Consider the following 12,698-nt stretch of genomic DNA (forward strand, 5'->3'; position numbering starts at 1 on the left):
GCTTTAATTGCGCTGATCACCTTATTTCAGCAGCGATTAAGGCTGCTTTTTTTGTGACTCGCGTTTGTGAACTTCATATGGTACTTTTAGGGATAAAGCTTTTCAAGTGAATAGTAAAAGCTGTAGAATGGTAACAAGAGCAAAAACAAATCGCTGGGGGGAATTTTACCGTGAGTATTGAAAAATCCTTAGATTATCAAAAACGGTTCTTTACCAATTTTGCAGCAGCGTGGCGTGATCATTCAGACCTTGATCTTTATCGGGGAATTGATGCAACCGCTGATGCATTACGGCTCGACTTATCTGAAGTTCCAGGCTACATTTTAGCCTATGACAAACAAGCACAAGCTGAGTTACGTGCCTATTTACAAAAGGGGCTCATTCAGTGGTTACAAACTTACATTCCATTTTTCGAAATTAGTTCTGATGGCGTCGTGATGTTTGGTGATTGGTACCACCGGCGGCAATTCGGGGTACTTGACGTTTGGACGCGGCAAATCATGCAGTACGCTGATGAAGAACGGCAAATTTTACCTGATTTAGAAAATTACGCGGCCGATCCCGAAAATTATTTAAAGAAACGGCTAGCCAGTTTGCACGATGATATTTTTGCTGATGCAGACCACCTGCAAAGCCAGTTGGAAAAAGCACAGCACCAAGAAGCAGAACAACCAGAGGCCCCGACGCGTAGCAGTCGTGACCGGAATAGCAGTGGTGGTTTTAAAGGTTTGATGAAAAATTTAATCGACCAACCAGATAGCCAGACAGCGGAAAAACCGCAAACACCAGAAAATGGTACCATCGCTAACTTACAAGCACAATTAAAAACTGAACGTGCCGCGGCTCAAGCACGTTACGATGAAGAAAAACGGCAATTACAGGTTAAAGCTGCTGTGACAAACTATGAATACCAAGCCATCATGAGCCAATACAGCTCAGTAACACAATTTGAAAATTCATTGCAACACATTGCAGATAGCTACATGGCAAGCCTTGAAGCGGGCCCACAATTAGCAGCACAAAAAGGGAGTGATGATGATAATGCTTAATTTTAAACAGCCAAAATTGCGTGACATCATCAAAGCACCAGCCGCAATTGCTAAAACAAGGAAAGCATTAATTCAACTGTACCGTCAAAAGCGGCAATTACTGACCGATGATCCCCACTGGGCGCATAATGACGCCGCATTAGCTGAATTTGGTGCAAGCTACACACGCCTATTCATGGACAAATTGTGGGAAAGTTTCAATGAAGCTGAGACCATTGGCGATTCTGAATTATTAGCGCATTTATGGCTACAAGTGACGCAACAAGAACATGGCACAGCAATTCACGTTAACTACGCGGACGATCAAGGGGCTAATCACCTATTATTTACCATTGACCAAGCTATGCAGACAAACGCCCACCTGACGGCCCATCATTTACCGCAATTAGCAGATCTTAACGCTGAAAAGCCACATTACTTATTAACCGATCAGATGTTTCCTGCTTTGCTGAAAATGATTAATTTGCTTTATGAAGCTGATCTACGATTTTTATCACCACAAGAAACGATCTTGCAACCAGTTAATGGTTTGCATTTCAACATTCAATTTCCTGAAACCAAAACCATGACTTCCACGTTAAAGGTCAGCAATAATGTGGCTACCCCGGTAAAAATTAACTTGGAAATCAACCACTATGCCGTACGCCACTATCAAGTTACCGATGAATCCGATAACGACGTGACAGATCTGGGTAAAACCAATTTATCTAGCCAAGGCACATTTAGCTGGCAAGCCAAACACTTACCAGAGTTAACCAACCAGACGTTAACGTTAACGGTTGAAGCTGTCGCCATCGATGCCCTGCCTTGTCTCGATGATTTATTTGTTCTGGCTTCTAGCCACAATATTTTAATGCGAGCAGGCAAGGATAGCGGACATTATCAATTAGAATTACCGAACAAACAAGCCTTGGGGCTCGATGTTGATTCTGTTGCCGAAACGCTGACACTGCAGTATCCAGACGAAAACACACAAATTTATGAACTTTGTAAAACTTATCCATTTTTGGGTCAGTGGCTTGAAAAAACCTTGGCAACAGCAAGTAAAAAGTAACTCAATTTAAACTAAAAAGGCGCAGCGGACTATATTGCATGGTTCGCTGCGCCTTTTTTTATAATAAAGCATTCTGTTGCAGGTAGCTATTGTCGCCCAGCCCCTACCTTTTAATGCTGAACGTTACCATTAAACGTGACTGAGAAGACAGCTTCTTCCGTCACTCTTTTTTAATCGTTATAGCCTTGTGGGTGCTTTTGTTTCCACGCCCAGGCAGTTTTAATAATGTCTTCTACGTTATCATATTGGGGTTGCCAACCTAATTTTTCTCTGGCTTGGTGGCTATCTGCGACTAATGAATCGGGATCTCCGCCACGCCGCGGAGCAATTTTAGCCGGAATTGGTTTGCCTGTAACTTTGCGTGCTGCTTCCAACATTTGTTTATTGGAAAAGCCGGTAGATGAGCCTAAGTTAAAGGCCCGGCTAGGATGACCAGCTTTTAAGTATTTCAGCGCTAAAATGTGGGCATCCGCTAAATCTAGTACGTGGACATAATCACGAACATTGGTGCCGTCAGGGGTGTTATAATCATCGCCAAAAATCTGCAACTGTGCCCGTTGCCCGGCAGCAACTTGTAAAATAATCGGAATTAAATGTGTTTCTGGCCGGTGATCTTCACCAATACTGCCATCAGCTTTTGCCCCTGCAGCGTTGAAGTACCGCAGTGCAACAAACTTAATGCCATAAGCTTTATCAGCCCAGTGAATCATTTTCTCCATACTGAGCTTACTTTCACCATATGGGTTAATCGGTACTTGCGGATCATTTTCCGTAATCAACTCACTTTGCGGCTGACCATAAGTTGCAGCGGTAGATGAAAAGACCATGTACTTAACGCCTTGTTCTTTCATAACTTCTAACAAGACAATCATGCCATAAATATTGTTGTCAAAATACTTCAGCGGGTCCGTCATTGACTCTCCTACCAAGGAAAACGCATCTAAATGAATCACACCCGTAATTTTTTCTTGTTCAAACACATTGGTCAAAAATGCTTTGTCCCGCGTATCACCTTGATAAAAACGGGCTTTTTTGTTAATGGCAGCTAAATGTCCTGTCGATAAATTATCTACCACCACAACGTCTTGCCCTTTTTCAATTAAACGATCAACCATGTGGGAACCGATGTAGCCAGCACCACCTGCGACTAAAATTGCCATAATTACCCTCCTGCTTCTTAAGACTTATCAAATTAATTGTAGCACATAATGCTTTCCGGTTTTATGGCAACAAAACAGGATCAACGACATTTAATATACAAAATTTATTTTTCACAAAACGAAGCTAAAATAACACGTGTCATTGTGGTAAGCTAGTTTCAAATCGTGTAACAGCACACATTCTTTTCAGGACAAAATTTTTATCAAAAAATCAGTTCACAATCACCCTAAAATCGGTTATCCTATGCATAGCTGTTATGTAAGCGATTTCTATTTAAGGAGGATGATTTTCTGTGACTAAAGAAAAATACATTTTAGCCATTGATGAAGGCACAACCAGTACCCGTACCATTATCTTTGACCATCAAGGCAACAAAGTAGCGGATTCCCAACGTGAATTTCCGCAATATTTTCCTAAACCGGGCTGGGTAGAACACAATGCCAACGAAATCTGGAACGCCGTTTTATCCACCATTGCCAATGCTTTCATTGAATCTAGCATTAAACCTGACCAGATTGCTGGGATCGGCATCACCAACCAGCGAGAAACCACCATTGTGTGGGATAAAAAAACCGGACTCCCCATTTATAACGCCATTGTCTGGCAATCGCGGCAAACCAGCCAAATTGCCACTGACTTACAGGAAAAGGGATACGGCGATTTAATTCATGACAAAACTGGTTTGTTAATCGATGCTTATTTTTCTGCCACTAAAATTCGTTGGATCCTTGACCACGTGCCAGGTGCACAAGAACGAGCCGAAAAAGGCGAGTTGCTTTTTGGCACTATCGATACTTGGATTGTTTGGAAACTTACCGGCGGCGACGTTCACGTTACAGACTACTCCAATGCCAGCCGAACGATGTTGTTCAATATCCATGAGTTGACTTGGGACAAAGAAATTTTGAAAATACTCAACATCCCGGAAATTATGCTGCCAGAGGCACGGCCCAACTCTGAAGTTTATGGCAAAACTAAGGACTACCATTTTTATGGCAGTCAAGTCCCGATTGCCGGAATGGCCGGGGATCAACAAGCGGCGTTATTCGGCCAGTTAGCCTTTGAGCCTGGGATGGTTAAAAACACGTATGGTACCGGGGCCTTTATCGTGATGAACACCGGGGAAAAGCCACAATTATCCGATCATGATTTATTAACCACCATTGGCTATGGAATCAACGGCAAAGTGTACTACGCCCTTGAAGGGAGTATTTTTGTTGCTGGTTCGGCGATTCAATGGTTACGCGATGGCATGCGGTTAATTGGCACTGCTCCAGAATCAGAAAAACTGGCTTTAGCTTCTAAAAATAGCAATGAAATCTACGTGGTTCCAGCCTTTACCGGTTTAGGCGCACCATACTGGGATTCCGATGCTCGTGGTTCTGTTTTCGGCATCACCCGGGGCACCACTCGCGAAGATTTCGTCAAAGCCACCTTACAAGCCGTTGCTTATCAAACTCGCGATGTCATCGACACCATGAAAATTGATTCCGGCATTGATATTCCATTATTAAAAGTCGATGGTGGTGCCGCTAAAAACGATTATTTGATGCAATTTCAAGCGGACATCTTAAACACACCGATTCAACGGGCACATAATTTAGAAACAACTGCTTTAGGTGCTGCTTTTCTAGCCGGCTTAGCCGTTGGGTATTGGAAAGATCTTGCTGCTTTAAAGGCAGAATACACCCCAGGAAAAACATTTAAACCGGCTATGAAAGACACCGAACGCCAAGACTTATACAGTGGTTGGCAAGAAGCCGTTGCTGCAACCCAAACGTTTAAACATCGTCCAGCAAAGTAACGTCGCTGCGCTCACAGCGCATGAGGAGGAATGACCATGACCTTTTCAGCAACAACCCGCGCGCAAAACATCGCACGCTTAAAGACAGAACCATTAGACCTTTTAATTATTGGCGGCGGCATTACCGGTGCCGGTGTTGCCATTCAAACTAGTAAAATGGGGATTAAAACCGGCTTAATTGAGATGCAAGACTTTGCTGGCGGTACTTCTTCGCGTTCTACTAAATTAGTTCACGGTGGCATTCGTTATTTAAAAACATTTGATGTTGAAGTGGTGTCCGATACGGTTAAAGAGCGTGCAGTAGTCCAACAAATTGCACCACACATTCCCCGGCCAGCACCCATGTTATTGCCAATTTACGATGAACCAGGTGCTACTTTTACCCGCTTTTCTGTTAAAGTTGCCATGGATTTATATGACAAACTAGCAAATGTCACAGATCCGCGCTACGTTAATTATCTGTTATCTAAAGAGGAAGTGCGCAAACGCGAGCCACTTTTAAATCCAGAAAATTTAGTCGGCGGTGGCGTCTACCTAGATTTTGTCAACAATGATGCCCGGTTGGTCATCGAAAACATCAAACGCGCACACGAAAACGGTGGTATTATGGCAAGCCGGATTCAAGCGTTACAACTGCTGCACGGTGAAAATGGCCGGTTAAATGGCGTTCATGTTAAAGATAGATTAAGCAGCGCAGAGTTCGACATTCACGCTAAACTAATTTTGAATACCAGTGGCCCTTGGTCAGATCTTGTTCGGCAACTGGATCCAAAAAATACGGCCAAACCACAGATGCGGCCAACTAAAGGTGTTCATTTGGTGGTGCCATCAGACCGACTGCCAGTACCACAACCGACTTATTTTGATACAGGTATGCACGACGGTCGGATGACTTTCGTGGTTCCTCGGGGTGATAAAACTTACTTTGGTACCACGGACACTGACTACCAAGGTGACTTCAGCCATCCAACTGTCGAACAGGCGGACGTGGATTACCTATTAAAAATTATTAACCACCATTACCCACAAGCACAGCTCACCCTAAATGATATTGAAGCAAGTTGGGCTAGTTTGCGGCCGCTAATCGCTGCAAATGGTAGTTCAGACTATAATGGTGGCCAACCTAGCAAACTATCTGACCAGAGTTTCAAGTCACTAATTGATGTGGTTCAACGCTATGAAAATCAGCAGGCTAGCCGCAATGATGTTGAGCAAGTGGTTAACCATTTAGAAAAAGCACTAAACGAAACTAGTACCAACCCATCATCTGTTTCTCGTGGCAGTGATTTATCCGTCACATCTGATGGTTTGCTCACCTTAGCTGGTGGTAAAATTACCGATTATCGTAAAATGGCTGCCGGTGCTGTCGCATTAATTCGTGATTTACTGGCAAAACAATTTAATTTGCAATTTGCACCCATCAATTCTAAACAATTAACAGTATCCGGTGGTGATTTAGACCCTGCACAAGTACCAGAAGAAATCGCGGCGCTAGCACAAATTGGTGTTGCCAAAGGCTTACCCCAAAAAGAAGCCGAAAAACTAGCTAATTTATACGGGACAAATGCCAAAATCATCTTCAATCAAAACTTAGTGCCATTGCCGGGATTAAGTTTGGCCGAAACATTGAGCTTGCATTATGCCTTAACAGAAGAAATGGTGTTGTCCCCGGTAGACTACTTTTTACGTCGAACCAATCATTTATTATTCCAGCGTGAAAGCTTAGACGCCCTTAAAGCCCCTGTTTTAACCGCCATGGCAGCGGCATTAAATTGGGATGAAACTGAAAAACAACGGCAAGCACAACAATTAGATCAAGTGATTGCTGAATCTGATTTAACCGCATTAAAGCATAACTAAAACGAGGTGACCAGAATGAAAGATCCGCTATCATTACAATTATTAGGCGAATTTGTCGGCACAGCACTTCTTGTTCTACTTGGTGACGGTGTCGTCGCTGGTGTTAATTTAAACAAATCTAAAGCCCAAGGTGCTGGCTGGGTAGCCATCACCATTGGTTGGGGAATTGCCGTTACTTTAGGCGTTTATGCCTCTGCTTTCCTTAGTCCAGGACATTTAAATCCAGCAGTTTCATTAGGCATGGCAGTCGCCGGTAAATTTCCTTGGGCATACGTTCTGCCATATTCCATTGTTCAAATCGCCGGTGGTTTTGTTGGTGCGGCGTTAGTTTGGTTACATTATGGCCCACACTGGCGGGTAACTGACGATCAAGAGGCCATCTTGAGTACTTTTGCCACAGTTCCGGCAATCCGTAGTTACGCCGCAAACTTTATTAGTGAATTAATCGGTACGATGGTGCTGCTTTTCAGTCTGCTCACCTTTACTCGGGGAGATTTCACCGCTGGCTTAAACCCATTAGTCGTCGGTGTCTTGATTCTTGCGATTGGGTTATCTTTAGGTGGCCCCACCGGATATGCGATTAACCCTGCCCGGGATCTTGGTCCGCGAATGACCCACGCAATTTTCCCAATTGCTAATAAAGGCAGTTCAGATTGGGCTTACAGCTGGGTACCCGTTGTCGCTCCAATGGTCGGCGGTGGCTTAGGCGCTTGGTTATTCACGTTGATTCCTTAAATTTTAACCGCAAAAACACTAAGTGGTACTAGTTATCACTTAGTGTTTTTTTATGAAAAATTAATTTATGCAGACACACTTACGCGCACAACGGCTTTGGCGATCAAGGCTAAAAATGCCTTTTTAATCACTTGGCAAGCGCTTTATTTTCTGTTATATTAAACATATGAGCAATCATTCATATAATCTAAATCAAGAGAGGGGTGAGCGTTTGACAAATAAAGAAAAACAAGCGCCATTTATTATTGGGATCAGCCTGAATATGATTTACATTATCGCAGAATTATCCTTTGGTTTTGCCACTGATTCAATGGCGCTAATTGCCGACGCCAGCCATAATTTCAGTGATGTTTTAGGACTTGCCGTTGCGTGGTTAGCCGTTTGGCTCAGTCAAAAGGCCCCAACTGCTAAACGCACGTATGGCTATAAAAGTGCGTCTATTTTAGCTGCTTTATTCAATGCGGTTTTCCTGTTAATCGCCATTGGTGGAATCATCACCGAAGCTGTTCAACGGCTCTTTCAACCTACGACGCCACACGGCTGGACGGTGATCATCGTTGCAGCTATCGGTGTGGTCATCAACGGTTTTACGACTGTTTTATTTGTTAAAGGCCAAAAGGATGACCTGAATGTTAAAGGCGCGTTCCTACACATGGCAGCTGATACCGGTGTTTCTATCGGTGTTGTCCTAGCTGGTGTGGTCATGCTCTTTACTAGCTGGACTTGGTTAGACCCGGTTGTCAGTATTTTAATCGCCATCATTATTTTAATTGGGACTTGGGAATTATTGCGTGATGCGATTAATTTATCCTTAAATGGGGTCCCAAATGATGTGGACATTGATGGCGTGACGCGTTGCATCACATCCCAACCATCGGTCTCCGAAATTCACGACTTACATGTCTGGGCAATTGGAACCACTGATAATGCGCTCAGCGTCCACTTAGTTCGGAATACCGCTAAGGGTAACGATGGCTTTTTAAACAATTTAGACCGGCAGTTACGCACCAACTATAATATCCAACACATCACCATCCAAATTGAATATGGCGACTGTTCGCAGTTTAACCATGTAGAAAACTCGATTTAAACTTTCCCTTCATGGTAGAATAGCCTTACAACTTCTTTCATGGAAAAGGTGATCGCAATGCAAACATTACAACGCTACGCATGGTTACGCGCTTTGATTTATTTAGTGTTCGGAATCAGCATTTTCTTGTTTCCGCGAGCTATTTTTCAATTTAGTGTTTATTTAATTTCATTTTATTTGTTGATTTCCGGTGGCTTAAACTTAATCACTGCCTTTCGTCTTCGGCGGCAGAGTCCATTTTATACATCTGATTTAACTAGCGGTTTTTTCAAAATTGTCGCAGCATTATTTGTATTACTTTTTGCTCGGGGCATTGTTAGTATTTTACCGCTTTTCTTAGGCATGCTGCTTTTAGTTTATGGCGTCTTCAAATTCATCCAAACCCACAATCACCGTCAATTTGTTAACGTTGTCCCTTGGAGTGGCTTCATTTACAGCATTTTAATTATCATTGCTGGTCTTTTGTTATTATTTAACCCATTCCGCAGCGTTTTATTAGGTTTTCAAGTCTTCGGTGTCGTTTTAATTTTAATGAGTATTGGCGAAATCATCGATTGGTGGCAAATTCAGCATAATCGGTAAATCAACACAAAAGTGAGCTTGATCAAACAGGAAACTGTCTGGTCAAGCGTGTTTTATATTATCCAGCTCAATGCACTTATGATTGGCCTAACCGCCAAGCCTGCATGATGTTAATTCCTGCTAAGCGCGCTAAAGTAAATGTTTTTTCTGTGGCAGCGGCTAAACTTAACGGTTCATTAACTAGTGGTAACACTAAATCAATGTTAGGCGTTGAGGTTAAAGCCAAGCTACGGCTGCCAACTACTGCAACAACTGCCTTACCAGCCTTTTTTGCTATTTTAGCCACTTCTGCTGGCAGTTTACCGTTTAGTGATTGTTTATCCAGACGACCCTCACCTGTGACAACTAAATCAGCAGCTGCAACTTGTTTCGCTAAACCGATTTGTTGCAATATATAAGGTGCGCCGGCAACTAATTTTGCTTTTAACAACGTGACTAGGCCAAAACCTAATCCCCCAGCAGCCCCGGTGCCAAGTGAAGAAGCCGCGTTGATGCCGGTACGTACCTGCACTAACTGTGCATAGCGCTGCATGGTGATATCACTACTAGGTAATTGCGCTTGGGTTAAGCCCTTTTGCTGTCCGTAAACATAGGTTGCACCTTGTGTACCAGTCAATGGATTTTGTACATCAGTTAATCCAACTAATTCCGTTTGGCGTAAACGGGGATCCAATTGCGTTAAGTCTAGTTGCACTACCTGATCTAAACCATTTAATCCTGGTGCGACTTCTTCTTTAGTTTTAGTATAAAAATGTGCGCCTAAAGCTTGCGCCATGCCTAAGCCACCATCGTTGGTCGCACTACCGCCTAAACCAATCAAAATACGGTGCGCCCCAGTATCTAAAGCACAACGAATTAATTCGCCGACACCATAAGAACTGGCCCGCAACGGATCTTCATGACCGTGTACACTGGGTAGCCCTACCGCTGCAGCCACCTCGATCACTGCTGTTCGATCATACACACCAAACTTCGCCGTCACTGGTGCCCCTAATGCCCCGGTAACTTGACTGGTTTGATAGTGACCATGATGCGCTGTCACCAAACTGGCCAAAGTTCCTTCACCGCCGTCAGCAACTGGCATCACGACGACTTGGGTAGTTGGTGCTACTTGTAAAATGCCCTGTTTAATCGCTGTTCCAATAGCTTGTGAACTGCCGCTACCTTTAAATGAATCTGTTGCAATCACAATTTTCATTAAATTACTCCTAACATTGCGTCATGATGCGTGTTACAAATCACTATAAAATACCACCGTGGACTTCTGCAACGTCATGAACAAGCACAAATGCTTGCGGATCAATGGCATGGATTTGTTTCACGACTTGCGGATAACGTTGATTTTCTACTACTAACATTAACATTTCCCGTTGTGTACCACTATAGCCTCCAGCAACCTGAATTGCCGTCAAGCCACGCGCCATATCAGTTATTAAAGCAGCTTTAACTGCTGCCTCATGAGCACTCAAAACGTAAATCACGCGTTTACGATCCAGACCTGTTTCAATGTAAGACATCAAAAGCGAAGTAATCACTAAGGAAAATAATGCTAAAATAAAAACTTCCAAGTTTGCTGTCCATAAATTGCCTAAACAAATTAGACCATCAATAACTAATAAACTCACGGCTGGTTTAATTTGAAACCATTTTTTTAAAATCATTGGTGGTACCGTCGTGCCACCACTGGAAGCATCCAACCGATATAAAATTGATACTCCTAATGCAAAAATCATGCCACCAACAATCACTGCTAATAATTGGCTGCGCACCACCATTACCTGTGGTGTCACCGCCAAACAAATCGGCAACACAAAACTACCAAAAGCAATTCGTGCCACAGTCGCCCGTTCCAAAAAAAGATAGGCTAAAATCAATAATAAACTATTAATCACTAAAACAACCACTGAAACTGGCCAGTTAAACGCCGCTTTAAACAAAATGGCAACCCCAGTCACGCCACCAGCGGCGATTTTATGTGGTGCATAAAATAAATTAATACTAACAGCTACAATTTCCAGCGCAACGATGATTAAAAGGAGCTGCTGGATTTGGGAACGGCTAATTCGCGGCATTAGGCCACCTCTTTTTCTGATTTAGGTCTCATTATGCCAGAAAAAGTTGGTAAATGCATTTTTGCGCATTTTCAGAAAACAGCTGTTTAAACTTGATGTGCGCCACGTTGCATAAAGCTTGCCTAGAAAGGAGGCAAGCAGTAACATCAATTTAAATGCTAATGATGTGGTCAATGACTGTTAGAATTTTTAGAATAAAAAAACGAACAAGTCCGCCGACTTGTCCGTTTAAATCATTATCTATTTCAACATTTAGTTAGATTAATTCAGCGACTTAGTACCAGCCGTTTGTCTGCCAGAAAGTCTTAGCAGCTGACCATGAACCATAACGTGATGTCACATAGTTGTTAGCCGCTTTTTCTTGGTTAGATGCTGAGTAATCACCATTTAAATAAGAAGCACTCAATTGATATTTACCAACATATTGGCCGTTGTTAGCAGAGTAGCTGCCGCCAGATTCCTTGTTAGCAATCCAAGCTTTTGCTGCTTCGTCTGAGCTTGATGCATTATTGCTGTTAGTTGTTGCCGCTTGTGTTTGTTGTTGTGATGCTGCGGCTTGTGGCTGCTGCGTACTTTGCTGCGTTGAGGCTGCCTGTGTCGTTTGTGTCTGTTGCGCTGCTTGCTGCGCCGTTGCAGCTTGAGAAGCTTGTTGCGTATTAGTTGTTGTTTGTTGTGCCTGTGGCGCCGTCTGTGTGGTTTGTGCAGCTGGTTGTGTAGCTGTTGTGTGTTGCTGTGCACCACCAGGTAAAGTATAGGTATGGCCAGCAAAAATCATGTGCGTATTTGCATTAATACCATTAACTTGTTCAAAGGCAGTAATCGAAACGCCATTTTCATTAGCAATTTTCGATACGGTGTCACCTGCTTGTGCAGTTACAGTTGCAGCACTTGCTTGTGCAATACCACCAACGAATAAACTAGCTGCACCGACAGTAGATAAAACCAACATCTTGATACGATTACTTAATAAAATAAAAATCACTCCTAAATGATTTGTCTATTTGCTTGTTAATAAAATGAACCTCGACATGAAATGTTGTTGACTTAATCAACGGTGATGATTATAGCAACTGCCTGTAACAAACAAATACCTAAATCGTTACAGAAAATGATTTTTACGCAATATTGTCACGTCGTTGTAATTTTTTGCAACACGATTTTGACGTAACGATCGTATGTTCTTATTTTGCTGGGGATGACATCAATCTATTTGAGATTACAAAAATCACGTTTTTTGCCTTAAATTGGCAAAATTTTTTTATTTTTAAGATTAAAATTCAATTAGAAAAGC

11 protein-coding genes are annotated in these 12,698 nt (G+C 42.7%); 7 read left to right on the forward strand and 4 right to left on the reverse strand.

Translation table 11 applies throughout. The features are described 5' to 3' along the window. Positions 1 to 170: 170 nt before the first annotated feature. Together FC24_RS03290 and FC24_RS03295 are read left to right on the forward strand one after the other, a co-directional pair. Entirely contained in the window at positions 171 to 1,049 is an 879-nt protein-coding gene (locus FC24_RS03290; RefSeq protein WP_057873449.1) for a hypothetical protein, read from the forward strand. After that, the gene (locus FC24_RS03295; protein ID WP_057873450.1) at positions 1,042 to 2,103 is read left to right on the forward strand and encodes a hypothetical protein; all 1,062 of its coding nucleotides are present in this window, start codon (positions 1,042 to 1,044) and stop codon (positions 2,101 to 2,103) included. Before FC24_RS03290 ends, FC24_RS03295 begins: the two co-directional genes overlap by 8 nt. Positions 2,104 to 2,273: 170 nt before the next feature. Here the strand turns inward: FC24_RS03295 and galE are convergent, their stop codons facing one another. Next, entirely contained in the window at positions 2,274 to 3,263 is a 990-nt protein-coding gene (galE, locus tag FC24_RS03300) for a UDP-glucose 4-epimerase GalE (protein ID WP_057873451.1), read from the reverse strand. 293 nt (positions 3,264 to 3,556) lie between these two features. On the opposite strand from galE, the gene glpK reads away from it, so the two are divergent. From glpK to FC24_RS03325, 5 genes are all read left to right on the forward strand, one after another. Further along, positions 3,557 to 5,068 (forward strand): glycerol kinase GlpK, encoded by a 1,512-nt coding sequence (glpK, locus tag FC24_RS03305; protein ID WP_057873452.1) that lies wholly within the window; start codon positions 3,557 to 3,559, stop codon positions 5,066 to 5,068. Positions 5,069 to 5,104: 36 nt separating this feature from the next. Further along, a complete protein-coding gene (gene glpO / locus FC24_RS03310) occupies positions 5,105 to 6,928 on the forward strand; it encodes a type 1 glycerol-3-phosphate oxidase (RefSeq protein WP_057873453.1) in 1,824 nt (607 codons plus the stop codon). Positions 6,929 to 6,943: 15 nt separating this feature from the next. Further along, on the forward strand, positions 6,944 to 7,663 hold the full coding sequence (locus tag FC24_RS03315; protein ID WP_057873454.1) for an MIP/aquaporin family protein: 720 nt from the start codon (positions 6,944 to 6,946) through the stop codon (positions 7,661 to 7,663). A gap of 211 nt (positions 7,664 to 7,874) precedes the next feature. Continuing rightward, positions 7,875 to 8,753, forward strand: a complete 879-nt coding sequence (locus tag FC24_RS03320; RefSeq protein WP_057873455.1) for a cation diffusion facilitator family transporter — start codon at positions 7,875 to 7,877, stop codon at positions 8,751 to 8,753. Positions 8,754 to 8,810: 57 nt separating this feature from the next. Continuing rightward, positions 8,811 to 9,335: a DUF308 domain-containing protein gene (locus FC24_RS03325; RefSeq protein WP_057873456.1), complete on the forward strand. Its 525-nt coding sequence runs from the start codon at positions 8,811 to 8,813 to the stop codon at positions 9,333 to 9,335. Between the two features lie 76 nt (positions 9,336 to 9,411). On the opposite strand, the gene FC24_RS03330 is transcribed toward FC24_RS03325, so the two are convergent. From FC24_RS03330 to apf, 3 genes are all read right to left on the reverse strand, one after another. Next, positions 9,412 to 10,533, reverse strand: coding sequence for a glycerate kinase (locus tag FC24_RS03330; protein ID WP_057873457.1), 1,122 nt, complete (start codon positions 10,531 to 10,533; stop codon positions 9,412 to 9,414). Between the two features lie 43 nt (positions 10,534 to 10,576). Beyond that, positions 10,577 to 11,407 (reverse strand): YitT family protein, encoded by an 831-nt coding sequence (locus FC24_RS03335; RefSeq protein ID WP_057873458.1) that lies wholly within the window; start codon positions 11,405 to 11,407, stop codon positions 10,577 to 10,579. A 274-nt stretch (positions 11,408 to 11,681) separates the two neighbouring features. Continuing rightward, positions 11,682 to 12,356, reverse strand: a complete 675-nt coding sequence (gene apf / locus FC24_RS03340; protein WP_057873459.1) for an aggregation-promoting factor — start codon at positions 12,354 to 12,356, stop codon at positions 11,682 to 11,684. Between the last annotated feature and the right edge of the window lie 342 nt (positions 12,357 to 12,698).

The organism is Loigolactobacillus rennini DSM 20253 (assembly GCF_001436505.1).
Classification (GTDB): Bacteria; Bacillota; Bacilli; order Lactobacillales; family Lactobacillaceae; genus Loigolactobacillus; species Loigolactobacillus rennini.